The organism is Arenibacter arenosicollis, from assembly GCF_014397245.1.
GTDB lineage: Bacteria > Bacteroidota > Bacteroidia > Flavobacteriales > Flavobacteriaceae > Arenibacter > Arenibacter arenosicollis.
Genome location: NZ_JACLHY010000031.1, coordinates 1 through 25755 on the forward strand (window position 1 = coordinate 1; position 25755 = coordinate 25755).

24 protein-coding genes and 1 tRNA gene are annotated in these 25755 nt (G+C 38.8%); 10 read left to right on the top strand and 15 right to left on the bottom strand.

Annotated features, from left to right (window positions below):
• Positions 1-291 precede the first annotated feature (291 nt).
• A complete protein-coding gene (locus tag H4O18_RS19885; RefSeq protein WP_187587932.1) occupies positions 292-2184 on the bottom strand; it encodes a M61 family metallopeptidase in 1893 nt (630 codons plus the stop codon).
• A gap of 242 nt (positions 2185-2426) precedes the next feature.
• Between H4O18_RS19885 and pyrH the strand changes: the two genes are divergently transcribed.
• From pyrH to H4O18_RS19915, 6 genes are all read left to right on the top strand, one after another.
• Complete coding sequence (pyrH, locus tag H4O18_RS19890) at positions 2427-3134, top strand: UMP kinase (RefSeq protein WP_187587933.1); 708 nt, start codon at positions 2427-2429, stop codon at positions 3132-3134.
• Positions 3135-3177: 43 nt separating this feature from the next.
• Positions 3178-3732 carry a ribosome recycling factor gene (gene frr / locus H4O18_RS19895; protein ID WP_187587935.1) on the top strand — a complete coding sequence of 185 codons (555 nt, stop codon included), beginning with the start codon at positions 3178-3180 and terminating at the stop codon, positions 3730-3732.
• A gap of 303 nt (positions 3733-4035) precedes the next feature.
• Entirely contained in the window at positions 4036-6438 is a 2403-nt protein-coding gene (locus H4O18_RS19900) for an efflux RND transporter permease subunit (protein ID WP_187587937.1), read from the top strand.
• A gap of 102 nt (positions 6439-6540) precedes the next feature.
• The gene (gene asnS / locus H4O18_RS19905; RefSeq protein WP_187587939.1) at positions 6541-7974 is read left to right on the top strand and encodes an asparagine--tRNA ligase; all 1434 of its coding nucleotides are present in this window, start codon (positions 6541-6543) and stop codon (positions 7972-7974) included.
• Between the two features lie 40 nt (positions 7975-8014).
• Positions 8015-9472, top strand: coding sequence for an RNA polymerase factor sigma-54 (gene rpoN, locus H4O18_RS19910; protein WP_187587941.1), 1458 nt, complete (start codon positions 8015-8017; stop codon positions 9470-9472).
• Positions 9472-10077, top strand: a complete 606-nt coding sequence (locus H4O18_RS19915; RefSeq protein ID WP_187587943.1) for a hypothetical protein — start codon at positions 9472-9474, stop codon at positions 10075-10077. The genes rpoN and H4O18_RS19915 overlap by 1 nt, the downstream gene beginning before the upstream one ends.
• Here the strand turns inward: H4O18_RS19915 and H4O18_RS19920 are convergent.
• The 8 genes from H4O18_RS19920 to H4O18_RS19955 all read right to left on the bottom strand — a co-directional run bounded on the left by H4O18_RS19920 (position 10072) and on the right by H4O18_RS19955 (position 15353).
• Positions 10072-10764, bottom strand: a complete 693-nt coding sequence (locus tag H4O18_RS19920) for a porin family protein (protein ID WP_187587945.1) — start codon at positions 10762-10764, stop codon at positions 10072-10074. The two genes, H4O18_RS19915 and H4O18_RS19920, sit on opposite strands and share 6 nt — an antisense overlap.
• 88 nt (positions 10765-10852) lie before the next feature.
• On the bottom strand, positions 10853-11335 hold the full coding sequence (locus tag H4O18_RS19925) for an ExbD/TolR family protein (RefSeq protein WP_187587946.1): 483 nt from the start codon (positions 11333-11335) through the stop codon (positions 10853-10855).
• A gap of 25 nt (positions 11336-11360) precedes the next feature.
• A complete protein-coding gene (locus H4O18_RS19930) occupies positions 11361-11981 on the bottom strand; it encodes an ExbD/TolR family protein (protein ID WP_187587948.1) in 621 nt (206 codons plus the stop codon).
• 14 nt (positions 11982-11995) lie between these two features.
• Positions 11996-12439: a hypothetical protein gene (locus tag H4O18_RS19935; protein WP_187587950.1), complete on the bottom strand. Its 444-nt coding sequence runs from the start codon at positions 12437-12439 to the stop codon at positions 11996-11998.
• Positions 12440-12465: 26 nt separating this feature from the next.
• Entirely contained in the window at positions 12466-13215 is a 750-nt protein-coding gene (locus H4O18_RS19940; RefSeq protein WP_103441715.1) for a MotA/TolQ/ExbB proton channel family protein, read from the bottom strand.
• A 79-nt stretch (positions 13216-13294) separates the two neighbouring features.
• Positions 13295-13382, bottom strand: a tRNA-Ser gene (locus H4O18_RS19945).
• Between the two features lie 66 nt (positions 13383-13448).
• Positions 13449-14495: an asparaginase gene (locus tag H4O18_RS19950; RefSeq protein WP_281387376.1), complete on the bottom strand. Its 1047-nt coding sequence runs from the start codon at positions 14493-14495 to the stop codon at positions 13449-13451.
• A gap of 90 nt (positions 14496-14585) precedes the next feature.
• Positions 14586-15353 (bottom strand): TatD family hydrolase, encoded by a 768-nt coding sequence (locus tag H4O18_RS19955; RefSeq protein ID WP_187587952.1) that lies wholly within the window; start codon positions 15351-15353, stop codon positions 14586-14588.
• 38 nt (positions 15354-15391) lie between these two features.
• Between H4O18_RS19955 and H4O18_RS19960 the strand changes: the two genes are divergently transcribed.
• Positions 15392-15832, top strand: a complete 441-nt coding sequence (locus H4O18_RS19960) for a retropepsin-like aspartic protease family protein (RefSeq protein WP_187587954.1) — start codon at positions 15392-15394, stop codon at positions 15830-15832.
• 109 nt (positions 15833-15941) lie between these two features.
• Here H4O18_RS19960 and odhB read toward each other — a convergent pair whose 3' ends face one another.
• Positions 15942-17165: a 2-oxoglutarate dehydrogenase complex dihydrolipoyllysine-residue succinyltransferase gene (gene odhB, locus H4O18_RS19965; RefSeq protein WP_187587956.1), complete on the bottom strand. Its 1224-nt coding sequence runs from the start codon at positions 17163-17165 to the stop codon at positions 15942-15944.
• Positions 17166-17279: 114 nt separating this feature from the next.
• Complete coding sequence (locus H4O18_RS19970) at positions 17280-20093, bottom strand: 2-oxoglutarate dehydrogenase E1 component (protein WP_187587958.1); 2814 nt, start codon at positions 20091-20093, stop codon at positions 17280-17282.
• Positions 20094-20228: 135 nt separating this feature from the next.
• On the opposite strand from H4O18_RS19970, the gene H4O18_RS19975 reads away from it, so the two are divergent.
• Positions 20229-20729 carry an alpha-ketoglutarate decarboxylase gene (locus tag H4O18_RS19975; protein ID WP_187587960.1) on the top strand — a complete coding sequence of 167 codons (501 nt, stop codon included), beginning with the start codon at positions 20229-20231 and terminating at the stop codon, positions 20727-20729.
• 1 nt (position 20730) lies between these two features.
• Here H4O18_RS19975 and H4O18_RS19980 read toward each other — a convergent pair whose 3' ends face one another.
• The 4 genes from H4O18_RS19980 to H4O18_RS19995 form a co-directional block, all read right to left on the bottom strand.
• A complete protein-coding gene (locus tag H4O18_RS19980) occupies positions 20731-21087 on the bottom strand; it encodes a hypothetical protein (protein ID WP_187587962.1) in 357 nt (118 codons plus the stop codon).
• A 183-nt stretch (positions 21088-21270) separates the two neighbouring features.
• Positions 21271-21699 carry a hypothetical protein gene (locus H4O18_RS19985; RefSeq protein ID WP_187587964.1) on the bottom strand — a complete coding sequence of 143 codons (429 nt, stop codon included), beginning with the start codon at positions 21697-21699 and terminating at the stop codon, positions 21271-21273.
• A 167-nt stretch (positions 21700-21866) separates the two neighbouring features.
• On the bottom strand, positions 21867-22883 hold the full coding sequence (gene galE / locus H4O18_RS19990; RefSeq protein ID WP_187587966.1) for a UDP-glucose 4-epimerase GalE: 1017 nt from the start codon (positions 22881-22883) through the stop codon (positions 21867-21869).
• 71 nt (positions 22884-22954) lie between these two features.
• Complete coding sequence (locus H4O18_RS19995; protein WP_187587967.1) at positions 22955-24109, bottom strand: DegT/DnrJ/EryC1/StrS family aminotransferase; 1155 nt, start codon at positions 24107-24109, stop codon at positions 22955-22957.
• A 115-nt stretch (positions 24110-24224) separates the two neighbouring features.
• On the opposite strand from H4O18_RS19995, the gene H4O18_RS20000 reads away from it, so the two are divergent.
• Together H4O18_RS20000 and H4O18_RS20005 are read left to right on the top strand one after the other, a co-directional pair.
• Positions 24225-25469: a glycosyltransferase N-terminal domain-containing protein gene (locus tag H4O18_RS20000; RefSeq protein ID WP_187588008.1), complete on the top strand. Its 1245-nt coding sequence runs from the start codon at positions 24225-24227 to the stop codon at positions 25467-25469.
• 16 nt (positions 25470-25485) lie between these two features.
• Entirely contained in the window at positions 25486-25722 is a 237-nt protein-coding gene (locus H4O18_RS20005; protein WP_187587969.1) for a hypothetical protein, read from the top strand.
• The last annotated feature ends 33 nt before the right edge of the window (positions 25723-25755 follow it).

Below are 25755 nucleotides of genomic sequence, written 5' to 3' on the forward strand. Positions count from 1 at the left end.
TTAATTAACACCACAACAGATGCACGGCCAACAAGAGATAACAATGAGAACATATAAATCACAAAAGCTCAACGGCACTATGGCCGTTGAGCTTAATTAACTATTTTTAATCCTATAAACCGTAACGGTTATTTAGGACTAGACATAAAATTAAATTATAGAATTTGTATGTCTGGAATAAGGTCGAGAAAATCTTATTTCATTCCCTCCCTTTTTACAACACTAGATTGCATTAATCCATTCAGTAATTGACGATATAATGCTTTTTCTAAATGCTTTATCCTCCACCAACTAACCTTTCAACCAAGCTTCCCTCAGTTTGATCTGTTTATCGCTAGCCCCTTCCACAGAAACCAGCTTAACGACATTTAAGGTAGGCGTGCCAACCTTCCCAGTCAAGGTAATTTCCTCATCCCCTCTTTTCACCACCATAACAATTTCCTTATCGGGATCCCAATTTATGCTCTGACCTATGAGTAATCGAATATTAACCAGATTGGTCATTTTACCATCCACACTCTTAATGATATCCCCCCCTTGGGCTCCCAAATTATTGAAAAAGCTATTTAATTGAATTCCTTTCCTAACAAAAATAGCATTGTCATTGGACGGGTCTACATCTATATAAGGCACCTCACCGTCAAAAAAATATCCTGTAGATTGCTCCTGTTCCGTTGTCATCAGCCCCACTTTTTCCCAATACCTATCGTAGTCTATAGGTATTTCTCCAATAACATGGTCATTGAAAAATTCTCCGATTTCCGGATATGTCATTGCAACGATTTCATCAATCAATTTGTCATCCTCAAACGGCTTGGAATCTCCATATTTTCTGGAAAATTCCTTCATCAACCACAAAACACCCTTCTCCCCACCGCTTAATTCCCTAAGGTTAATATCCAAAGCCATATTTATTAAAGCTCCTTTCTCATAAACGTTGGCATAATTATCCTTATAGGGCTCCTCCAAAATATTTTTGCTCATTACCGTAAAGGACATACTATCGTCAAAGGTTTTAGACCTCTCGACCTTTTCCATAAGACGTTGATAAAAATCTTCCTCGGTAATCAACCCTTGCTGTATTTGAAAAAGATTGGCGAAATATTCGGTAGTCCCTTCATACATCCATAAGTGCATGGACATTTTGGGGTCATTAAAATCAAAATATTGTATTTCATTGGAGTGGATTGTCAAGGGAGTAACGATATGAAAAAACTCGTGGGCTACCGTGTCAAAAATTGCCTCTTCCAATCGCTCCTTAGATATTTGCTCGGGCATTACTACCACAGTAGAAGTATGGTGCTCCAATGCTCCAAAACCTGTGGCATCATTATCATCCATATTGGAAAGATAGAGGATTATGGTATAATGTTTTGTACTGTTGATTTCTCCCAAAAATGCCTTTTGCGCCCTCATCATTTTCTCCATTCCCGCCTTTAAACTAGCGGCAGTAAAATGACCATTGGGAGAATAAACACTTAAGGTTACCGCAATATCGTTCACTTGAAATGTTTCCGTACTGGGTTTAGAGTACATTATTGGGTTATCAATAACCTCAAAATAACGATTGGCCATATAAAAATCTGTTTCCGGCTTATTTACATCCTGAATTCCCTTAGTTAAGGAAGTTACCGGCTCCAATCCATCAGGCGCCGTAATTTCCAATGAATACGGTATTTCCTCCAATCCCTCAAAGTAGCCTACAAAACCATGGAGGTTCAACATAAAATTCTTGCCCTTAAGAATATTGGTACCGGCAGGTGAAAAGACATGCTCATCAACCTCCGTCTCGGTATCATAGGTGTCGTTTACCCAATAATCAATTTTATCCAAGTCCTTGGCATTGATAACCCTCCAAGTATTATCATCCAACTTTTCTACTTGTAACTCCCCGCCCTTGTAATCCAGAGCCTTGAATTGTTCTATGTATTTTCCATAATTATCGTCGCTGTAGGTGCCAGGCACTGTCTTAGGAATAAAAAAAGAAATTGTGTCCCTAGTAAAGACGCCTGGATCTAAAACCACATTTACCTTATCCTCTACAACATTGATTAAATCGATTTTCGCAATAACCGAAGTCTTATCTGCAGATGCCAATGTCTTTGTTGAACCACATGCTTGGAGCATTAAAATTGCAACTCCAAATAACCATAAGTTTTTAAATAACCTTAATCTGTTCGTCATTTTCAATTGATTTTATTTATTGTAGGTCCCAGAAAAGCTAAAAGCCCCAATGTGAGCATAGGCCAACATATAGCATTTAACCTATATAAATTAATGGAACTCCAGTATTTGACACAAGATTATAAAAATTATTCTACCTTCCCATGTCCATTATGAAATAATTAAGGATACATGAATCGTCCAGCGCAAGACGCTTCATAAATATTTTTGATTATTTTTGCTTCAAATTAATCAACATCAGGATGCAATATAAAAGAATACTTTTAAAACTCAGCGGGGAAGCCTTAATGGGAACAAAGCAGTATGGGATAGACGGGCAACGTCTATCTGAATATGCCGAGGAGATCAAAGAAGTGGTAGACAAGGGTATAGAAGTAGCTATTGTTATTGGTGGAGGTAATATTTTTAGGGGTTTGGCCGGAGCCAGCAATGGAATGGACCGGGTACAAGCCGATCATATGGGCATGTTGGCCACCGTAATAAATGGATTGGCCCTACAAAGTGCTTTGGAATTAAAGGGAGTACAAACCAGGCTACAATCTGCCATAAAAATAAATGAGGTAGCAGAACCTTTTATCAGAAGACGCGCAATGCGACATTTGGAAAAAGGCAGAGTGGTCATATTCGGAGGTGGTACAGGCAACCCTTATTTTACCACAGATTCGGCTGCTGTACTTCGAGCCATAGAAATTGAGGCCGATGTAATTTTAAAAGGCACCAGGGTTGACGGGATTTATACCTCCGACCCAGAAAAGGACAAAACAGCCACAAAATTCGATACCATCACCTTTAAAGATGTATTGACGAAAGGTCTTAAGGTTATGGACACAACGGCCTTTACCTTAAGTCAGGAAAACGAATTGCCCATTGTGGTTTTTGATATGAACAAAAAAGGAAACCTCATGAAATTGGTTTCCGGAGAAAATATAGGAACGGTCGTAAATCTATAGTTTTGGCACTATTTGTGTTAAATCAATTTAAAAAAAATAGCATATGAACGAAGATATTAAGTTTATACTGGACACTACCAAGGAAGGAATGGATAGCGCCATAGCCCACTTGGAAAAAATGTTTATAAAAATTAGGGCTGGAAAAGCAAGTCCCGTAATGTTATCCAGTGTAATGGTGGAATATTACGGTTCCCCCACCCCTTTATCCCAAATTGCAAATGTGAATACTCCCGATGCCCGAACCTTGTCCGTTCAGCCCTGGGAAAAAAACATGCTACACGAAATTGAAAAAGCTATAATGAACGCCAATCTTGGATTTAATCCTATGAACAATGGCGATTTCGTAATTATCAACGTACCTCCCCTAACGGAGGAACGCAGGAGAGATTTGGTAAAACAGGCAAAAGCGGAAGCAGAGGATGCCAAAATCGGTGTTCGTAATGCAAGGCAGGAAGCCAACAAGGAAATAAGGGGCTTAGAAGTGTCAGAAGATTTACAAAAGAATGCTGAAGGCGATGTACAAGCGCTTACGGATAAATATATAAGAAAGATCGACGCCTTCCTTGAAGCCAAAGAAGCTGAAATTATGAAGATATAATCATCAAAAATTACTATTCTTAAAAGAGCGACCAATTGGTCGCTCTTTTAATATCCACAAACTATTTGCCCATTTAAAATATAATATACCAGTAGTCTACCCTACAGGTTTAATGTTAGGTCTGCACCACATCCTTATAACCAACTATTTAGTGCATGCTTTCTAGGAACAATAACAATCATTCTCTACCTTTGCGCTCGAATAATTTTAGGATTCAATAAGCGGCTCTACAATTGGGATGGCTTATTGCATTTAACGGTTTACATGCCCAAAAAGGCATTTTAAAATAAGACGTTTCACTAGATGGTTGCAAAGTTAACGCGAGGATTTTGGGCAAAAATAGCAAGGATAATACTCAGGAACAGAATTCTAATTCTAGTCCTTTTAGCCATCATGACTATCTTCATGTCCATGCAATGGGACAAAATGAGGTTTTCCAATTCACAGGCCAATCTCTTGCCGGACCATCACCCAGTAAATCTGGAATACCTTTCTTTTTTAGAACAATTTGGAGAGGAAGGCAATGTTGTTGTTATTGCGGTTAAGGACAGTTCACTATTTTCCCCTGAAAAATTTAACCGCTGGAACAAGCTCAGCAAACAATTGGGAGCATTCCCTGAGGTAGATTTTGTTTTATCTACAGACAACCTACAAGAGCTCATAAAGGACACTGTAAAGCAAGAATTTGTTATGCGGCCTTTTTTAAAGAAAGCTCCAAAAACCAAAAAGGAGGTAGACAGTTTAACCAATCACCTTTTTAACAACCTACCCTTTTATGACAATCTTATCTACAACAAAAAAACACATACCATACGTAGTGTAATTTATTTGGATAAAGATATCGTTAACACCTCTGTACGTAAAGATTTTATACTGGAAGACCTATCCACTTTGGTCAAAAATTTTGAAAAGGAAACAAACCTGGATGTCCATATTTCCGGAATGCCGTACATAAGGACCATGAACTCCCAGAACATCATTGATGAAATAGGGAAATTTATCCTAGCGGCACTTGGAGTTACCTCTTTAATTTTCTTTTTCTTTTTTAGAAGTTTTAGGGCGACGATTATTTCCATGTTCGTGGTGATTATTGGGGTTATGTGGGCTTTTGGAATTTTAGGCCTACTACAATATGAAATTACAGTACTAACTGCACTTATTCCACCATTAATAATTGTAATTGGTATTCCCAACTGTATCTTCCTCATAAACAAATACCAACAAGAAGTAAAGAAGCACGGTAACCAGGCATTATCATTACAACGTGTAATCTCAAAAATTGGCAATGCTACCTTAATGACCAATGTTACTACCGCTTCCGGTTTTGCGACATTTATTATAACGGACAGTAAATTACTTAAAGAGTTCGGCATTGTAGCCTCTATAAATATTATTGGAATATTTGTGCTTTCCTTATTGATAATTCCAATTATCTATAGTTTTATGAAGCTTCCAAAAGACAAGCATCTGAAACACTTAAACACCAAGTGGATAGAAACTTTTGTGAGCTGGATGGAAAGCATTGTTCGGGATAGAAGGATTGCGGTTTATATTGTTTCCATTGCCCTTTTGGTAGCCAGTATTATTGGAATTTATCAAATAGATATTTCGGGAAGTCCCATAGAGGATATGCCAAAAAAGGCTGAATTTTTTCAGGACATCCGATTTTTCGAACAAGAGTTTGATGGAATAATGCCCGTAGAAATTGTGGTGGACACCAAAAGACCCAAAGGGGTCCTAAAACCGTCCACTCTAAAAAAAATGGATGAATTGGGAACAGTAATTCATGAGATCCCTGAACTATCCAGACCGGTTTCCGTAGTAGACCTAGTTAAATATTCCAAACAGGCCTTTTACAATGGCATCCCAAAATATTATCAACTCCCTACTTCCCAGGAGAATACTTTTATCATGGATGTGGCCAGAAAATCTGCGGATAACGGCAATCTCCTAAGTAGTTTTGTGGATAGCACAGGACAAGTAGCCCGGATGACCACCTATATGAGGGACGTAAAAACATCCCGAATGGAAATTATCGAGGCAAAACTAAGGGAGAATATTGATAAAATATTTCCGCAGGATAGGTATAAGGTTACCATGACCGGAAGTGCCCTCCTATTTTTAAAGGGGACCAAATATTTGGTAAAAAACCTGATTATGTCCTTAGCTTTGGCTATTGGCTTAATTGCCCTCTTTATGGCCTATCTGTTTAGATCGTTTAGAATGATAGTCATTTCCTTGATACCAAACCTATTACCTTTGGTAATAACGGCAGGTGTCATGGGATTCGTGGGCGTGCCTATAAAGCCCTCTACCATCTTGGTATTTAGCATCGCCTTCGGAATTTCGGTGGACGACACCATACACTTCTTGGCAAAATATAGGCAGGAACTCATAGCCAACCACTGGAGAATAAAGAAATCGGTCTATGCAGCATTGAGAGAAACCGGAGTAAGCATGTTTTACACCTCCATTGTCCTTTTCTTTGGTTTTTCGGTATTTGTTATTTCAAGTTTTGGAGGAACGGTAGCTTTAGGGGCCTTGGTTTCCGCTACCTTATTATTCGCTATGCTGGCCAACCTAATCCTATTGCCCTCACTACTGCTTTCACTAGAAAGAAGCATAGCCAACAAACAGGTACTTAAAAAACCGCAAATAGACATTCTCCCCAAGGAAGAATTAACTATCACGGACAAGGAAGAATAATCCATTTATTAAAATATTTTTTACCTGGAATATACAGGTATATACTCAATTTATATTTTTGCAAAAAGGCTATCTTTGCCACTTAATTTAGAAGGAATTAAAATGAATACAATTAGCGTAAAAGAGCTATTATCTGCCGATCATTTACACCAGGAGGTCACTGTTAATGGTTGGGTAAAAACCTACAGAAGCAATAGATTTATTGCCTTGAACGATGGATCTACCATAAACAATATACAGTGTGTAGTAAATTTTGAGGAATTTGATGAAAATTTACTTAAACAAATAAATACCGGAGCGGCACTTGGAATAAGTGGTACGTTGGTGGAAAGTCAAGGGAAAGGACAATCCTTGGAAATACAGGTTAAGGAAATAAAGGTACACGGGGGAGCAGATCCGGAAATCTACCCGATTCAACCTAAAAAACACTCCTTGGAGTTTTTGAGGGAGAAGGCACATCTTAGAGTACGAACAAATACGTTTGCGGCCATTATGAGGGTACGCTCTGCACTCTCTTTTGCTGTACATCAATATTTTCAGAAAAATGGATTTTTTTACGTTCATACCCCAATAATTACAGGTTCGGATGCGGAAGGAGCTGGAGAAATGTTCAGAGTATCTACCTTGGACAATAAAAAACCGCCCTTGACAGAAAAGGGAGAAGTAGATTATAAGGAAGATTTCTTTGGAAAAGAAACCAATTTAACGGTATCCGGACAATTGGAAGCAGAAACTTATGCTATGGGATTGGGAAAAGTTTACACCTTTGGCCCTACCTTCAGGGCAGAAAACTCCAATACATCCAGACATTTGGCCGAATTTTGGATGATCGAACCTGAAGTAGCCTTTAATGACCTGGACGCCAACATGGATTTGGCAGAAGATTTTATTAAGGAAGTAATTAAGTACGCCTTGGAAAATTGTTTGGAGGACCTACAATTCTTGGAACAGCGATTATTGGACGAAGAAAAAAGCAAACCACAGGCGGAACGAAGTGAGATGCCATTGATCGAAAAACTAAAGTTTGTTTCGGACAATACCTTTAAGCGTGTAACCTATACGGAAGCCATAGATATATTAAGAAACAGCAAGCCGAATAAAAAGAAACAGTTTAAATATCTTATCGACGAATGGGGAGCAGATCTCCAAAGCGAACATGAGCGTTACTTGGTGGAGAAACATTTTAAATGTCCTGTAATATTATTTGATTATCCTGCTAAAATAAAGGCTTTTTATATGCGTTTAAATGAGGATGGCAAAACGGTTAGGGCCATGGACATACTTTTCCCTGGAATTGGCGAAATAGTAGGTGGATCGCAACGTGAGGAGCGTTTGGACATCCTATTGGAGAAGATACAGGCACTAGGTATTGACGAAAAGGAACTTTGGTGGTATTTGGACCTTAGGAAATTTGGATCTGCCGTTCATAGTGGCTTTGGACTTGGTTTTGAAAGGTTGGTACTGTTTGCAACGGGAATGGGGAATATTAGGGATGTAATACCATTCCCAAGAACGCCTCAAAATGCCGAATTCTAATCATTATTCTTTAACTTTATAGGAAAGATTATCAATTTTTATGCTTAAACAACACCTACAGTTTAAATTATCGCAGAAATTATCTCCACAACAAATACAGTTGATGAAGTTGATTCAATTGCCTACGCAAGCGTTTGAACAACGACTAAAACAAGAATTGGAGGAAAACCCTGCTCTTGAAACTGGAAAGGAAGAAGGTGAAACTCAGGAGGATGAATTTGATGATCTTTACGATAACGAAACCGATAGCGAAAATATCAGTGCCGAAGATATCAATATAGATGATTATTTAAGCGATGACGAAGTTCCGGATTACCGTACACAAGCCAATAACTACAGTGCCGATGACGAAGAGAAAAGTGTACCTTATGCCGCTGGAATTTCTTTTAATCAATACCTAATAAATCAATTAAACACGATCTATTTAACCGATGAGGAATGGTCCATTGCCGAATTCCTGGTAGGTAGTGTGGATGAAAGTGGATATATAAGAAGGCCGCTTACGGACATCATGGACGATTTGGCATTTACCCAAAATATATACACCGAAGAAAAGACCATTGAAAAAGTATTGCGCATAGTTCAAGATCTTGACCCGGCGGGTGTAGCCGCAAGAACCTTGGAAGAATGTCTTCTTATTCAATTAAAGAGAAAAGAAGTAACTCCCAGTATTGAATTGGCGATAGTATTATTGGAGAAATCCTTTGAACAGTTCACCAAAAAGCACTATCAAAAACTAATTCAGAAACACAATATTACAGAGGAACAGTTAAAGGATGCCATATCCGAAATAGAGCGCTTAAATCCCAAACCAGGCGGTTCATATTCAGGAAATAACAGAACTGTGGAGCACGTGGTCCCCGATTTCACCATTCGAATCGTGGATGGAGAATTAGAGCTCACCCTAAATGGAAGAAATGCTCCTGAACTACATGTTTCAAGGGAGTACAACAACATGCTGGAAGGGTACAAAAATTCCAAGGAAAAATCCAAGTCCCAGAAGGACACCGTAATGTTTATTAAGCAAAAGCTGGATTCCGCCAAATGGTTTATTGATGCCATTAGACAACGCCAGCAAACGCTCTACATTACCATGAACGAAATCATGGAATACCAAAAGGAATATTTTCTTACGGGAGATGAACGCAAACTGCGACCTATGATCCTAAAGGACATAGCTGATGGAATCCACATGGACGTATCCACAGTTTCCAGGGTAGCCAATAGCAAATACGTTGACACTCCCTATGGAACAAAGTTGATCAAGGACTATTTTTCAGAATCCATGAAAAATGATCAGGGAGAGGATGTTTCCACAAAAGAAATAAAAAAGATATTGGAGACTGTCATTGGCGAAGAAACCAAGAAAAAACCGCTAACAGACGACAAACTGGCGGCCATCTTAAAAGAAAAGGGTTACCCTATTGCCAGAAGAACAGTAGCAAAATATAGGGAACAGTTGGATATTCCTGTGGCTAGGTTGAGAAAACAGATTTAATGCGACTATTCCTAAAGATTACATCTTACCTACTACACCCGCTTTTTATTCCATTTGCAGGCACCATAGCCTATTTTTTGATTACTCCCAAGTACAGTCCGCTGGAAGTGCAGAGCGGCAATATCTTGCCCATATTTATATTGACCATTATTATTCCTATAATTTTTTATTTGATCTTACGAAACCTGGGGATTGTCAGTTCCATTTTCATGCCAAATCTCCAAGAAAGGAAATACCCACTTTACATTAGCCTAGGACTGCTTTTAATGGTCTTGCTGAAGGTTATCCCCAACAACTTTACCATAGAGCTGCATTACTATTTTTTAGGCCTTATAGCCGGCCTATTTAGCGCACTGGTATTACTTTTTTTAAACTTTAAGTGTAGTATGCATCTATTGGGCATGGGCAGCCTCTTAATGTTCCTTATAAATCTGAGCATTCACTTTGAGATCAACATCACCATTGCCATTAGCATAGTGACATTACTTTGCGGCCTAGCAGCCACATCCCGACTTTACTTAAACGCCCATACCAAAGCTGAAGTGATAATTGGTTTTGCCATAGGCCTATTGACCCAATTATTCACTATTAAATATTGGTTATAATATATAGAAAATAAGTCCCACTTTAAGAGGCTTGTACTCTATTGCCTCCCCGGATTCTACCATAACTCCATCATTAAACAACGAACTTAAGGCATAGTAAATATGTATATTGAAGGTATTGTAGCCAACATTCAAGGTTAGGCCGTATTGAAAGTCCCTAATATCCTTGTTGACAAAGACAATTCTCTCGGTGCTGGAAACATACTTGGACCGCCCATCAAAAACATAGCCCATCTTAATTCCGGTATATATCCGCCAAAATTTGTACTCCTGAGGAGTGGAATTGCGCCATCTAAATTGAAAGGGAAGCTCCAGAACATGGGTAGCTATCTTGTTTCGTCTAAAATCGGCATCACTATCCAATACCGTATATTCCAATTCAGTTCCTTGTTGCGACGCCAATAAATTTGTGTAATAGGAATTTATACCATAGCCCAAACCAATCCCAAGACCAAAGGTTCTATCATAACTGATCGGGATATCCTTTATAAAACCACCTTGCAATCCATATGATAAATTTCTCTGGGAAACGCCACTTGGAAGATTTGTGGCAAAATTATAAGTAAACCCAAAATAAAACTGATCTTCCAAATATTTCCTATCCACCTTTTGGCTGGAATCCAAAACTTGCCCAGCAACAAAAGCACTGGACAACAGAAGTATAATTAATATGCAGGAAAACCTCATAGCCCACTAAAGGTAATTAATTAAACATAAAAAAAACGCTCCAAATATAACCATTTGAAGCGTTTTGATTCTCTTATCCTTTTACTAACTATTGCAAATTCCTGAAAGCATCACCCTCATAAGTAGTGTAATTAACCTTCAAAGCATTTACCTTTCTAAGTTCTTGTTTAATATCGGAAATAATACCCATATTGGCTTCCTTGTCCACCTTAAGTGCAGTTGTCAATACATTTTGTAATTCCTGAGGCTTTTTAGCCCTTTCCATCAAAATATAATCTCCAACTTCGGATGCATCAGCAAATTTATCGTTCAACTGAATTTTAGACTCGGTACCAAATACCTTTTCATATTCACGGGTTGGTTTCCCAACATAAATATAAATCACCCTATCCTTTTTCTCCAGTTTTTTAATTTCTGTAGCATTGGGCAGTACGTTTTCCACCTTAAGGGTACTATCTTTCATTACAGTAACCGTCATAAAGAAGAACAAAAGCATAAAAACAATATCTGGTAAAGAGGCCGTATTCACCGCAGGTAAAGCCGCATCTTTTTTCTTATTAAATTTTGACATAGTATTTAGTTTTTAACTTCTGAATTTAGTTTGACGATGTTTCAGCCTCTGAAAGTTTTTGTGGAAACAAATCCTGAATCCTCTTTACCTTTTCCTTCAATTCATCACGAACATTGTCCGGAGTTTCGGGATTAAGATATTCAGCTTCCATATCCGTAAAATCTTTCTTGAACAAACGTTGGGCCTCTCTGTTCCTAAGATCATTATAAGCACCAACCAATTCGTTCTGAACGGTTATATAAGTACCGTACTTGGTCTCCCTATCGTTCTTAAGTGATATAATAGCTTTTGCCGGGCTATCGGATGAAGATGCATCCCTTTTCCCTTTGCAATAACTACAGTAATCTGCAGATCCCGAAGGGGCACCACCATTATCTAAAAAGGCAATGGCTTTAGCTCTTAGATCCTTAATATTTGTTAATTCCTCATCAGCCAATAATTGTCCGTCACGGTTAATACTGACTTGAAAAATATTCTTTTGCTTAATAATTACATCCGTATCAGGCGGCTCTATTGGTGGCAACATACGATCTAAACCTGCATCTGTCTCAATAGTGGTAGTCACTAGGAAAAAGATAAGCAATAAGAACGCTATGTCTGCCATAGAACCCGCATTTACCTCTGGTGGTGCTCCTCTTTTTGGCATAATATTTTATTTTATTATTTACTAATCATTTTCTTAACTCCAGACCACAACATGGCAGCAACTGCTATTATTGTAAGTATGAAAAATACATTCAATCCCATTCCTATGGTCTTAACTGTACTCTCAGTAGTAGGAACTCCTTTTTTGGCCATTTCGTCCAAATTAACGTCAGTTCCATTGGCTAGTGCGTAAGCAATAACAACTACGACCAATAGACCACCTACACCAAATAAGGTTTTCTTTAAGGCTCCTTTGGATGTCAATAAATTCATCAATCCAAAAAGAACCGAGGCCGCTATCGCAATCCCCAACAATAAATAAGTGATAATAAACATAAAGTTCATAGACCCATTATTTATGGCTTCCGTTGCGGGAACGTCTGCACTTGGAAGTTGGAACCAAAGAATGGCCCCGATCACTCCGAGTACAACTAATATTATTTTAACTATTTTATGCATGATACTTTAAGTATTTAGTGTCCGACTTATTTTTTGTGATCTGCCAACATATCAATCAAAGCGATTGATGAATCTTCCATATCATTTACAATACTGTCGATTTTTGCAATGATATAATTGTAGAAGATTTGAAGGATAATCGCAGTAATAAGACCAAATACCGTTGTTAATAACGCCACCTGGATATCACCTGCAATAAGCGAAGCACTTAAGTTACCTACCGCCGCAATTTTCTGGAAGGCCTGAATCATACCGATTACCGTACCCATGAACCCAAGCATCGGAGCTACTGCGATAAACAAAGACAACCAAGAAACATTTTTCTCCAATTGACCCATTTGAACACCTCCGTAGGCCACAACTGCTTTTTCAGCAGACTCGATACTGTCACCAGCTCTTTCCAAACCTTGATAGTAGATAGAAGCAACTGGACCTTTTGTATTTCTACAAACCTCCTTAGCAGCTTCAACACCACCCGAAGCCAAAGCATCTTCTACTTGTTGCTTTAGTTTAGTTGTGTTCGTAGTTGCAAGATTTAAATAAATAATTCTTTCGATTGCAACCGCAAGTCCAAGAATCAAACATAAAAGAACAATACCCATAAATCCGGCACCACCCTGTATAAATTGCTCCTTAAGCACTTGGGTAAATCCTTTTTCTGCCGCTGGAGCCGCATCTTGCAAAATAGCTGCTGCTGCAACAACTTTCGCACTTACTGTATTTGTACCTGCCACAAATAACCCAGCTGTTGCTAGGATAGAGAATAGTCTTTTCATTTCTTTCAAACTTAAATTTAGTTAGTTAATAGGGTTAAAGATAAAAAAAATTCGCAATATAAAAATTAAAACTTAACAGCAGAGAGGAAGGGATTCGAACCCTCGATACCCTTGTGGGGTATACACACTTTCCAGGCGTGCGCCTTCGACCACTCGGCCACCTCTCTAGTACTAGTTAACGGGCAGCCAAATAACAAAAAAAATATTAGTTAAAGAAATTTAGACTGTTATTTTTATTGCATTTCACCCCTGAGAGATGTTTCATATATGGTTTTGAACAACTTAGGGGAAATATTATTTCCAAGTAAATACATTAACTTGGTAATTGCCGCCTCCGTTGTAATATCCTTACCATTAATAACTTGTAGTTTCTGAAGGTGCTTACTGGTTTCATAATGCCCCATAAGAACACTGCCTCCAGAACACTGTGTTACATTTATAATAAAAATTCCTCTTTCCATGGCTTTTTTTAATTCCAAGCTAAACCATTCGTTTGTTGGAGCATTTCCTGAGCCATATGTTTCCAAAACTACTGCCTTTAAGTTAGGGGAATTTAAGACACTGTGCAACACAGATTGATTAAAACCAGGAAATAATTTCAAAATGACTACATTTTGATCCATTTCTTTATGGACTTTAAGTCTTTTAGCGGAGTTCGGCCTAAATAAATACTCCTCATTTACCTTTAAATGTACCCCAGACTCTATTAATGCCGGATAATTTAAGGAGGCAAAAGCTTCGAAATGTTCCGCATTTATCTTGGTTGTCCTATTTGCCCTATATAATTTATATTCAAAATACAGACCAACTTCCTGTACTACAGCCTTGTTGTTTTTCCACAAAGCGGCAATCTGAATCGATGTAATTAGATTCTCCTTGGCGTCTGTCCTTAAATCTCCAATGGGCAACTGGGAACCCGTAAAAATCACTGGTTTCTGTAAATTCTCCAACATATAGCTCAAGGCTGAAGAAGTATAGCTCATAGTATCGCTGCCATGAAGCACCACAAAACCATCATGAGAATCATAATGATCCTCAATTATTGTAGCGATGTTGACCCAATGCCCAACATCCATATTGGACGAATCTATAGGCTCCTTAAAGGAAACACTATCTATTTGACAGTCCAATTGATTGAGCTCTGGAATATTTTTAAGCAATTTGTTAAAATTAAAAGCTTTTAAGGCTCCGGACTCATAATCTTTAACCATACCTATGGTCCCTCCCGTATAAATCAGGAGAATTTTAGTTTTTTTTGCTTCTGAGGGTCTATTGTTCAATGTTAGTTTTTATTAGGATACACAATAACAAATACTAAGCAACATAATTAGGGCTGAATCCCATTTATCAACCTATAGCTCCAACTATTTTCAGATTCCAAAAACCTCCTTGGAATTGGCAGTGGTTATAGCGGCAATTTCGTCCTTGTCCATCCCATATATGAGCGACATCTTTTCCAGAACATTCACCAAATAGGCACTCTCATTGCGCTTTCCGCGAAAGGGAACAGGGGCCAAATAAGGAGAATCTGTTTCCAATACTACATGTTTCAAGTCTATTTCCCTTAAAAAAGTATCTATTTTTCCGTTTTTAAAGGTAGCGACTCCTCCAATACCCAATTTCATATTATAGGAAATAGCCTTAAGCGCCTGTTCAAAAGTGCCGGTAAAACAATGAAAAATACCAAATAGCTCCTCACTTTTTTCATCCTCCAAAATTTGGAATATTTCATCGAAACCATCCCTACAATGTATTACAACGGGGTAAGCATATTTCTTGGCCCATTGTATTTGCTGTTTAAAGGCAATCTGCTGTTCCTTAAGAAAAGTTTTATCCCAATACAGATCAATCCCTGTCTCCCCTACGGCATAAAATTTCCTTGAGGCCAACATCTCTTCAACGTGGGCCAGTTCATCCCTGTAATTCTCCTTTACATGTGTTGGATGCAATCCGGTCATGAGAAATATATTATCTGGATAGGATTTTTCCAAATCCAGCATGGCCGCAGTATAGGATGAATCTATTGCCGGAATAAAAAAGCGTTTTACTCCCAAATCCATGGCCCTTTCTATGACCAAATTGCGATCATCATCAAATGCTTCACTATATAAATGGGTATGCGTATCTGTTAATATCATAGAACAAAAATAGGATTATCTTTGACAAAAATTTATATATGTCCAGTCTTAAAGTTTTTCTTCACAAAAAAAAATATATAGCCATTCCCTTAGTCCTAACGGCAACAAATCATTTTGAAGTCACGGCCACCATAAATGGAGTGAAAGGAAGATTTATCCTGGACACCGGAGCATCAAACACTTGTATTGGCTTGGACAAAATAGATTTCTTCAAATTAAACTCCAAAGATTCCAAAATAAAGGCTGCGGGTGCCGGGGCTACAGAAATGTTTACAAAACTATCGACTAAAAATAGGATAGAAATGGGCAGTTGGTTCAAGAAAAAACATAAAATTGTCCTGTTCGACCTAGTTCATGTAAATGAAGCCTTAACCTCCCATAAGGCTATGCCAGTAGACGGCATTATTGGAGCTGATATCCTAAAAAAAGGTAAGGCTATTATTGATTACAAAAAAACCCGCCTCTACTTAAAACAATAAGAACAATCAAGGTGTGTAAAAAATAAGACCTGCCAAGTTTTTAAAACCTGACAGGTCAATTCTATTTCCATTACTATTATATGAGGGGCCATGCCCCTTGAGTATTATACTAAAGCTCTAAAGCCTTTTTTACATTATTGTCCATCAACAACTCTTCTGGACTCTCCAATGCTTCCTTGACCGCCACCAAGAACCCAACAGACTCCTTACCGTCTATAATTCTGTGGTCATAGGAGAGTGCAACATACATTATTGGTGCAATTGCTATGGCTCCATCACGGGCAATAGGTCTTTCCACTATATTGTGCATTCCTAAAATTGCACTTTGAGGTGGATTGATAATTGGAGTTGACAACATTGAACCAAAAACCCCTCCATTGGTAATGGTAAAAGTACCACCAGTCATTTCATCTACCGTAATCTCTCCCTCACGAGCTCTTATCGCCAACCTTTTAACTTCGGATTCCACACCCCTAAAGCTTAAATTTTCCGCATTGCGTATCACAGGTACCATAAGTCCTTTTGGTCCTGAAACCGCTATACTGATGTCACAGAAATCAAAGGAAATCATTTCCTTGCCATCTATCATGGAGTTAACCGAAGGATACATTTGCAAGGCTCTAATTACAGCTTTGGTAAAAAAGGACATAAATCCTAAACCTACATTATGCTTGTTCTTAAAGTCTTCTTTATATTCATTTCTCAATTTAAAAATAGCCGACATATCCACTTCGTTAAAAGTGGTCAGCATGGCCGTCTCATTCTTGGCCGATACTAATCTCTCCGCTACTTTACGACGTAACATAGACAACTTGGTACGACTTTCACCTCTAGATCCACCAGTAGGCGTACCCATGGATGGAACCGCTTTTACAGCATCTTCCTTGGTAATCCTACCGTCCTTGCCCGTACCTTTAATATTGGCTGCATCCAAGTCTTTCTCAGCTAGGATTTTCTTGGCAGCAGGGGAAGCTGACCCGGAAGCATAAGAAGTTTTTTCTGGTTTTGCCTCAATTTTCTTTTCAGCCACCTCTTTTACCTCAGGTTTTTTCTCCGTTGGCTTTTCTTCACTTTTGGCTGCCCCTTCCGGTTTGGAAGCGCTAGTGTCTATTAAACATACAACAGCGCCTACGGCAACTGCATCGCCTACTTCTGCCTTTAAAGTAATAATTCCACTCTCCTCTGCCGGCAATTCAAGCGTAGCCTTATCGGAATCCACTTCTGCTATTGCCTGATCTTTCTCAACATAATCACCATCATTTACCAACCATTCCGCTATCTCTACTTCCGTAATGGATTCCCCTGGAGAAGGGACTTTCATTTCTAAAATCATGTTTTATAATTTTAATTTGTGTTTTGTCTGAACTCTTATTGTAATTTGACTTTCATAAAATACGCCATAACAGGTTTAAAACAGATTCGATCCATTTTAACCTTTGACATATTACTATTTATTAATTATGGCATCTGGATTTAAACCCATATTGTTCTTGTTTATATCAAAAACATAATCAATTACTTGCTGATGACGACGTTTGGAGCGCACCGCGCTACCAGCAGCCGGAGAGGCGTAAAATCTCCTAGAAGCTACCCTTAATTTATGTGCCTCGCTAAAATGCATTGTTAAATGCCCCCATGCACCCATATTCCTAGGTTCTTCCTGTGCCCATACCTTATCGTCGGCATTAGTGTACTTCTCCATAATCGCCTTCATTTGCTTTGTTGGTACTGGAAACAATTGCTCCACTCTGACCAAGGCAACATCTTCCCTATTATTTTCTTCCCTAAAGGCCAAAAGGTCATAATAAAATTTGCCGGTACAGAATACCAAACTCTTTATTTTGGATACCTCAGCAGAAGCATCGTCTATCACCTCCTGGAATCCACCATTGGCAAATTCCTCAACCGTTGATACAGCTTTGGGATGCCTCAATAAACTTTTAGGCGTAAAAACAATCAATGGCTTCCTATAATTCACCTTCATTTGCCTCCTTAACAAATGAAACATATTCGCGGGTGTAGAAACATCGGCAATAAACATATTATCCCTGGCGCACAATTGCAAATAGCGCTCCATACGGGCCGAGGAATGCTCCGCTCCCTGGCCTTCGTATCCATGAGGCAACAACATTACCAATCCATTCTGTAATTTCCATTTATCCTCTGCTGCGGATATATACTGATCGATCATAATTTGGGCACCATTGCTAAAATCCCCAAATTGAGCTTCCCAGATGGTAAGCGTATTAGGGCTTGCCATTGCATAACCGTAATCAAAACCAACCACTCCGTATTCCGATAGAAGGGAATTATAGATTTGGAAATCTCCCTGTTTTTCGGAAATATGGTTCAGGAGCATTACTTCTTCCTCACTTTCTTCCACTTTCATCACCGCATGACGATGCGAAAAAGTACCTCTTTCCACATCTTGACCGGACATTCGCACGCCATAACCTTCTTCCAAAAGAGTCCCATAAGCCAAAAGTTCTCCCATGGCCCAATCCAAAGTGTCATTTTCAAAAAACATGACCTTACGGTCGTTTACCAATTTCTCAACTTTACGCAAGAACTTTTTATTCTTGGGCAGTTCCGTTAATACCTTGGCTATTGCGGTAAGTTTCTTTTTATCGTATTTTGTATCTACTGGATCCATCATTTCCCACTCACGAACATGGGTATACCCACTCCATTCATCGGCCATAAATGGCGTTATTACGGTCTTATCCTCTTTTCTGGAATCTTCCAGCTCCTCTTCCAAGGTAGCTTTATATTCTTCCTCGAGCTCCCGCACAAAACTCTCCCCAATGATACCTTCCTTCATTAATGCCTCAGCATAAATATCCCGAGCATTTTTATGTTTGGCAATTGCTTTGTATAATTTTGGCTGGGTAAAACGAGGCTCATCCCCTTCGTTATGACCGTATTTCCTATATCCCAAAAGATCTAAGAATACGTCCCTTTGAAAACGCATACGGAATTCCAAGGCAAAAAGCGAGGCATGTACTACCGCCTCGGGATCGTCCGAATTAACATGTAAGACAGGACTCAAGGTAACCTTGGCCACATCCGTACAATATGTGGAACTACGGGCATCCAGATAATTGGTCGTAAACCCAATCTGGTTATTTACAACAATGTGAATGGTACCATTGGTTTTGTAACCATCCAAATTGGCCATTTGCACCAATTCATAAACCAATCCCTGACCTGCTATGGCAGCGTCTCCGTGTACTACAATAGGCAGCACCTTGGAGAAGTCCTCACTATAACGCGCATCTTGCTTTGCTCTAGCAATACCCTCAACAACAGCACCTACAGTTTCCAAATGGGAAGGGTTTGGCGCAATGTTCATAATAATTTTCTTCCCGTTATTTGCTTTTCGTTCGGAAGTCCACCCTAAATGATATTTTACATCCCCATCAAAGATTTCCTGCTCATAATCCTTCCCGTCGAATTCACTAAAGATATCCTTTGCTTTCTTTCCAAAGATATTGGTCAAAACATTTAATCGGCCTCTATGGGCCATTCCCATAACAAATTGCTCAACCCCCATTTCGGCAGCCTTTTCCACTACGGCATCCAAAGCTGGAATCAACGACTCATTACCTTCCAAGGAAAACCTTTTTTGCCCAACATATTTGGTATGCAGAAAACCTTCAAAGGAAACCGCTTCATTTAATTTTTTTAGAATATGCTTTTTCCGATCTGCATCATATTTTGGATGATTATCATTGACATTCAACCAATTTTGAATCCATTCTACCCGCTCAGGGTTTCTTATATACATATATTCCACACCTATTGCATCGCAATAAATCTTTGTAAGGTGCTCTATAATTTGGCGCAAGCTGCTGGGGCCTATACCCAAAATTTCTCCTGCGGTAAAAGTGGTATCCAGATCACTCGGCGTCAATCCAAAATTAGCAATTTCCAGGGTAGGAAAATATTGCCTTCTTTCCCTTACCGGGTTTGTTTTGGTAAACAAATGTCCTCTAGTTCTATACCCATCTATAAGTCGCACCACCTGAAACTCCTTCTGAAGTTTCTCCGGAACCTCTACCTCATGACCACCGGCAACGGACAATGGCGCCATTTGCAATTCATCGGCCATACCTTCCATGGAACTTTCCATGCCAAAATCGAATCCTTGGAAAAAGGCCCTCCAACTGGGCTCTACACTGTCTGGATTTGTTAAGTACTTATCGTATAATTCTGCGAAGTAAGAAGTATGCGCAGCATTTAAAAAGGAATATTTATCCATGAAAAAGTCTCTCTGTCTTTTGAACAAAATTTATTCAAAAATACAACATTTAGCATATCTAAGCTTATCTTAGTCCTTAATAATGGAAAATTATTACAATAATTATGATAAATCGTTATTCCTTAAAAAAAAAGGTTGATTTTATGTGTTTTTTTCACTGCTTTATGCGGCTTGGGCTATTCACAACTGACTCCACGGGATTCTGATTTTTGGAAAAATGTACATTTTGGAGGTAATTTGGGCCTTGGATTTGGCAATAATTCCTTCAATGCATCGATCTCTCCAAGTGCCATTTATCAAGCCACCGAAATATTGGGTTTAGGGGCAGGACTTAATTTTAACTATGCCAAATTTCGTGACGCAAAATTAGTGGCCTACGGCGGAAGTGTAATATCCCTATTCAATCCAATTCCTGCATTGCAACTTTCGGCAGAGTTGGAACAGCTAAGGGTAAATCGTCAACTTGAACTGGATGGTGGCAATTTGGAAGAAGATTACTGGTCACCCGCCTTGTTTCTAGGAATTGGCTATGGCAATAGAAATGTGACCATAGGCATAAGATACGATGTTTTATACGACTCTCAAAAAAGTATTTATGCCAGTGCCTTAATGCCTTTTGTGCGGGTATATTTTTAAACTAGGAACCGTACTCGTTTCTAAACCACACTTTTTGCCATTCCCTTTTTAATATCTCAAAGGTCACCTGCTCAGAAATTTCAACCACATCGGTAGCTTCAATAGCTTTGACCACTTTCTCTGGCACATCAATAATGTAAAGCAAGTTTAAATAGTCCGTGAATTTCTCCATGATCAAATAATACACTTTCTCATGTACCAAAGTTTTCAAATCCTCTGGTGATATCTTGTCGGGCAAGTCTATAAATACATTGGCAAAAACAAAATCCTTTTGCAGTTGCAAAACCAGGTTTTGATAGAGGCTCTTGTTCTCTGCATGCTCTAGAAGTGCTGAAATAGTGGGGAAATTTACAACCATATGCTATTTACGAAATTTTACTTTAAATGGTTTTTTAGAAATGCAATAAAGCCATTTTTTTTCAAAAATCCCCAGTCCCAACCTTAAAGATTGTGTGAAAATTTATCATAAAAACCCAGAAAAGACAACACCTCATTAATTTAGAACATCTTCCTAACCAAATTAATAAATGGCCTAAACGAATCAAAAATTATTGACAACTACGTCCGTTTCCCCTTCAAAAAGCAAAACATGACAGCAATCCGCTCCCACTGTAAAATTCGAATCAACCACAAGTCTATCCTCTACATATCCCTTGAAATTTATTTCAAGTTTTTTGTCCCTATATTCCATTGAATGCTTATCACTAAACAAAGGGTAGACACCATTTATCATCATCCACTCATAATCGCCACTTGCAATATCGGGGGTAATATCATCCCCCTTTGGCAGGGTAACTACTTTAAATTCATCCAAAGCCACAGCTTTACCTTCCTGATCTTTGACATTTATTGTAATTGTCCTATACTCTTCGGTACAGGCCACATTTAAGCAATCCAAGGCATCATCCTCACTTTTATGACTACAGTTCAGAATTATCAATAACGTTATTAATCCAACAAAGACTTTCATTTCCTTTATTTTTAAGAAGGATACAAAATCTTCGAGCAGGTTGCTTTATTCCAGGAAAAATTACTTACCATCAATATAGTAACCCACAAATAAACAGTCGTTCAATTATTGAAAGCCAATATGTTTTCAACAAATTATTTTAAAATCAAAAATAGGATTCCCTAAATTTATTTCCTGACTTTTTGTTCCCAAAGCCAGGCCGATTTCATAGCCTCGTCCAGAGTGGATTCTGCCTTCCAACCTAAAACCTTATTGGCCTTGGTGGTATCAGCATAGGCAGAGGTAATGTCCCCTGGTCTCCTGTCCACAATTTTATAGTTTAATTTTTTTCCGGACACCCTTTCGAAACTTTTTATGGCCTCCAAAACGGTACTACCTTTTCCTGTACCTACATTGAAAACCTCATAATTCTCCGAGTTCTTACCGTTCAGTAATCTTTCCAAGGCCACAACATGGGCCTTAGCCAGATCCACCACATGAATATAGTCCCTAATACAAGTTCCATCCGAGGTTGGGTAATCCCCACCAAAAACAGAAAGCTGCTCTCTGAGACCAATACCTGTCTGGGTAATAAACGGCACCAAATTCTGCGGCACACCAATGGGCAATTCCCCTATTTCAGTACTTGGATGTGCCCCCATTGGATTAAAGTATCTAAGGGCAATGGCATTTATTCCTGGTGTCACCTTACAGGTATCATGAATTATTTCCTCTCCCATTTGCTTAGTATTCCCATAGGGTGATTCAGCTGCTTTTACGGGTGCACTCTCGGTAATAGGCATCTTATCCGCTTGTCCATAAACGGTACAGGACGAACTAAAAATAAAACTGGATTTGTTCTTTTGGGAGAGCTCCTTAAGCAAGTACACCAAAGTGCCTATATTGTTCTCGTAGTACAGTAAGGGCTTTTCTACACTTTCACCTACCGCTTTAGAAGCGGCGAAGTGAATTACGCCAGCTACATCCTGATGTCTTTTAAAAAAATCCTCAACTTTTGACTTTTCTTTAAGATCAAGTTTCTCAAAAATGGGTCTTTTCCCCGTAATGGCCACAATACCATCCAAAACCTTTTCCGTTGAATTGGATAAATCGTCAATAATAATTACTTCATAGCCCTTATTCTGCAATTCTACCGTGGTATGGGAACCAATAAATCCCAAGCCTCCCGTTACGAGTATTTTCATGTAATGATTTTTATTTTAAATTTTTGTTTTCATTTTCAACTGCAACAAGAGTAGTCCTAAATGATTTTCAATTATTTATCTATAAACTGAATAATGGTTTCGGTAATAAACGCGATTTGCTCATCGTCCAGCTCGGTATGCATTGGCAAAGAAATAACCTCGTTGACCAATTGATTGGTTATAGGAAAATCCTTCTCCTTATAACGCTCATCCAAATACGCTTTCTGCCTATGTAAAGGTATTGGGTAATACACCCCACAAGGAATTTGCTTTTCAGACAAATGCTTTACCAGAGCATCCCGTTGTCCGTTCAAAATTCTCAGCGTATACTGATGAAACACATGACAATCGCAAGTATTACATATCTCCTTACAGCCATTTGCCATTTGTGGGACAACAATATTCTTGTTACCACTAAAGGCTTTTGAATATTTTTTTGCTGCTGCCCTCCTACTGGCATTATAACCATCCAATCGCGAAAGTTTCGATCGTAGCACCGCGGCCTGAATTGAGTCCAATCTAGAGTTCACTCCAACTACATCATGATGATAACGTTCGTACATCCCATGATTCACAATACCCCTTAGGGTATGCGCCAAAGCATCATCGTTGGTAAATATTGCACCACCATCACCATAACACCCCAAGTTCTTGGAGGGAAAAAAGGAGGTTGCCGCCACATGCCCCATAGTACCGGCTTTCTGCTTTTTACCATTATTAAAGGTATAATCAGCTCCAATAGCCTGGGCATTATCTTCTATAACAAATAGATTATGCTTTTCGGCAATTTCCAAAACAGCGTCCATATTGGCACATTGGCCAAAAAGGTGTACGGGAACTATCGCTTTGGTTTTTGGAGTAATGGCCTTTTCCAAGGCTATTGGATCTATATTAAAACTGTCCTGTTCCACATCTACCAAAACCGGAGTAAGTTGCAAAAGGGCAATTACCTCTACCGTTGCCGCAAAAGTAAAATCGGCGGTTATCACCTCGTCCCCAGGCTTTAAACCAAGTCCCATCATGGCTATTTGTAGCGCATCGGTACCATTGGCACATGGAATTACATGCTTTACCCCCAAATAGTTTTCCAACTCCTTTTGAAAGGCATGTACTTCGGGACCGTTAATAAATGCCGCTGTTTCCAGAACATTGGAGATGGAGGTGTTTACTTCCTCCTTTATGACCTCGTATTGACCATTTAGGTCAACCATTTGTATTTTCCTCATTGAATAAAGCTTAGATTCCCAACTTGGTTTGGAGCAAACAATATTACAAAAATAAGGATTGGCAGCCAATGGAATTTATTTAAAGAAGCGTATTTTAGCCCCAAACGAAGATTCAGTGTTTGCTATATATAATTTTGCCGTACAATTATCCGCTCTTTTCCTGGAATTGATAGCGCTGTTCCATCCAAAAATCAAACTTTTCGTAGAGGGTCGCAAAGGAGTGCAGTCCTACCTTCAAAAGAACATTGCAAAGGGCGATCAAATAATTTGGATACACACGGCTTCTTTGGGAGAATTTGAACAAGGCCTTCCCATAATAGAACAGTTAAAAAAAGATTATCCAGCGTATAGAATATTGGTAACTTTCTTTTCCCCTTCGGGCTATGAGGTTAAAAAAAATACGGCTGCAGCCGATATGGTTACCTACCTGCCTATGGACACCCCAAAAAAGGCCAAAAAATTCCTTGACATCGTTGACCCCAAGCTGGTGATTTTTGTTAAGTACGAAATTTGGCCCAATTATTTAAAAACATTAGGCCAACGGAAAACACCTACTATCCTTATCTCCGCCCTTTTCAAGGACAATCAAATTTATTTCAAAAGTTTTGGTGGATTTATGCGCAAGGCGTTGGGCAATTTCACCCATATTTTTGTTCAGGATTCCAAATCCATTGCATTATTGAACGGGATTGGGATCAAAAATACAGATATCAGCGGGGATACCAGATTTGATAGGGTAATTGAAATTCTGCAACGGGACAATACTTTAAAATTCATGGAAGAATTTAAGAGCAATACCCAAACTTTGGTAGCTGGCAGCACTTGGCCAGAGGACGAAGCAATTTTGGTGCCGTATATAAATTCTGGTGAATCCCATTTAAAATTTGTTCTTGCCCCACACAACATCAAATTGGAACATATTAACAAACTAAGGGCATCTATAAATAAGAAAACGGTGCTTTTTTCTGAGATTGAGAATATTGGGAATAAAGATTTAACTGACTATGACGTACTTATAGTAGACACTATTGGGCTACTGACCAAAATTTATAGTTATGCGGACATTTCCTATGTAGGAGGTGGTTTTGCTACTGGATTACACAATACATTGGAACCTGCCGTACACGGTATTCCTGTTATAATTGGACCAAACTTTAAGGGATTTAAGGAAGCGGAAGACTTGGTAATCAAAGGTGGAATATTGATTGTTAAATCCAAAATGGAATTCAACACCCTTATGAATGAACTATTAGGTGACTTAGAATATCTATCAAAAACTGGAAATATTAACGGAACCTATGTCTCTGAAAATAAGGGAGCAAGCGTCCAAATCATGACCTATATACGTACATTACTATGAACACCTATGTACGACTATGCAATATTCCCGAATTTTAACCTTGGTTGCGGTTACCTATTTAGTGCTTTCCTGTCTTTCATGTAGAGAACCAATGGGAGAACAACAGGGCACAACACCGCCTGAAAACGAAGCAACATCTCCAAAGAAGGAGGTCATCAAGAAACCACAACCTGAAAAAGTGGCTCCAAAATCAAAAAATGGACAAAAGTCCAAAACAAGGGACACCCTTAGCCCAAAAATTGCCCTATCTTAAATAGTCTATAAATTTGGTTTTCTTTTTTTGTTA

Bases quoted from the DNA above. Each gene is read 5' to 3' on its own strand.
- H4O18_RS19920 (WP_187587945.1), bottom strand. From the start codon at position 10,764: ATGAGGTTTTCCTGCATATTAATTATACTTCTGTTGTCCAGTGCTTTT.
- H4O18_RS19900 (WP_187587937.1), top strand. From the start codon at position 4,036: ATGGTTGCAAAGTTAACGCGAGGATTTTGGGCAAAAATAGCAAGGATA.
- H4O18_RS19935 (WP_187587950.1), bottom strand. From the start codon at position 12,439: ATGCATAAAATAGTTAAAATAATATTAGTTGTACTCGGAGTGATCGGG.
- H4O18_RS19995 (WP_187587967.1), bottom strand. From the start codon at position 24,109: ATGAGGAAAATACAAATGGTTGACCTAAATGGTCAATACGAGGTCATA.
- H4O18_RS19960 (WP_187587954.1), top strand. From the start codon at position 15,392: ATGTCCAGTCTTAAAGTTTTTCTTCACAAAAAAAAATATATAGCCATT.
- galE (WP_187587966.1), bottom strand. From the start codon at position 22,883: ATGAAAATACTCGTAACGGGAGGCTTGGGATTTATTGGTTCCCATACC.
- H4O18_RS19930 (WP_187587948.1), bottom strand. From the start codon at position 11,981: ATGCCAAAAAGAGGAGCACCACCAGAGGTAAATGCGGGTTCTATGGCA.
- H4O18_RS19940 (WP_103441715.1), bottom strand. From the start codon at position 13,215: ATGAAAAGACTATTCTCTATCCTAGCAACAGCTGGGTTATTTGTGGCA.
- H4O18_RS19925 (WP_187587946.1), bottom strand. From the start codon at position 11,335: ATGTCAAAATTTAATAAGAAAAAAGATGCGGCTTTACCTGCGGTGAAT.
- H4O18_RS19970 (WP_187587958.1), bottom strand. From the start codon at position 20,093: ATGGATAAATATTCCTTTTTAAATGCTGCGCATACTTCTTACTTCGCA.
- pyrH (WP_187587933.1), top strand. From the start codon at position 2,427: ATGCAATATAAAAGAATACTTTTAAAACTCAGCGGGGAAGCCTTAATG.
- H4O18_RS19915 (WP_187587943.1), top strand. From the start codon at position 9,472: ATGCGACTATTCCTAAAGATTACATCTTACCTACTACACCCGCTTTTT.
- H4O18_RS19980 (WP_187587962.1), bottom strand. From the start codon at position 21,087: ATGGTTGTAAATTTCCCCACTATTTCAGCACTTCTAGAGCATGCAGAG.
- odhB (WP_187587956.1), bottom strand. From the start codon at position 17,165: ATGATTTTAGAAATGAAAGTCCCTTCTCCAGGGGAATCCATTACGGAA.
- frr (WP_187587935.1), top strand. From the start codon at position 3,178: ATGAACGAAGATATTAAGTTTATACTGGACACTACCAAGGAAGGAATG.
- H4O18_RS20005 (WP_187587969.1), top strand. From the start codon at position 25,486: ATGCAATATTCCCGAATTTTAACCTTGGTTGCGGTTACCTATTTAGTG.
- H4O18_RS19955 (WP_187587952.1), bottom strand. From the start codon at position 15,353: ATGATATTAACAGATACGCATACCCATTTATATAGTGAAGCATTTGAT.
- H4O18_RS19985 (WP_187587964.1), bottom strand. From the start codon at position 21,699: ATGAAAGTCTTTGTTGGATTAATAACGTTATTGATAATTCTGAACTGT.
- asnS (WP_187587939.1), top strand. From the start codon at position 6,541: ATGAATACAATTAGCGTAAAAGAGCTATTATCTGCCGATCATTTACAC.
- H4O18_RS19885 (WP_187587932.1), bottom strand. From the start codon at position 2,184: ATGACGAACAGATTAAGGTTATTTAAAAACTTATGGTTATTTGGAGTT.
- rpoN (WP_187587941.1), top strand. From the start codon at position 8,015: ATGCTTAAACAACACCTACAGTTTAAATTATCGCAGAAATTATCTCCA.